General features: G+C 34.8%; 1 pseudogene. It reads left to right on the top strand.

The features are described from left to right. Positions 1-227: 227 nt before the first annotated feature. A pseudogene (locus tag KH893_RS11760) lies at positions 228-503 on the top strand (universal stress protein); the annotation flags it as partial.

Below are 503 nucleotides of genomic sequence, written 5' to 3'. Positions count from 1 at the left end.
TTTCTAGCCAATCTTATTGCCTATGCTTTAATTATCGCTATCGTAGCCTTGTTGGCCTGGACAATCGTTGAAATATTAAAGGGTAATAAACGTTATCAACTGAAAAATCACTCAATCGTTAGTGTCGAAGATTAAGATCTTTTCGACAACTCGAGAAATGATTCTATTTCTGTAAGTGGATGCGGCAGATACAAAACTGAATAAATTGTCTAAGAAAGGATACTAGAATGACTGAAAAACCAGTAGATAAAGTTTTTAATAGGATTCTTGTTGGTGTCGATGATTCGGCCGATGCGCAGTTAGCCTTTCAATATGCAGTCAGAAGAACCGTTAAAGACTATTCGACGTTAATCATTAGATCGATTTTATAGAACGATTAAATGAATGTATACCAAGCATTGACCAAAGATTATGTTCACGGCGAACGCGACGAATTAGACGAACATTTAAAGAAATATCTAGATATTGCTAAAAAATCCGGTGTAAAAGACAATAAAACAATC

The sequence above is a fragment of the Liquorilactobacillus sicerae genome, from assembly GCF_029916425.1.
GTDB classification, from domain to species: domain Bacteria; phylum Bacillota; class Bacilli; order Lactobacillales; family Lactobacillaceae; genus Liquorilactobacillus; species Liquorilactobacillus sicerae.
This window is presented reverse-complemented; position numbering and strand designations above follow the sequence as displayed.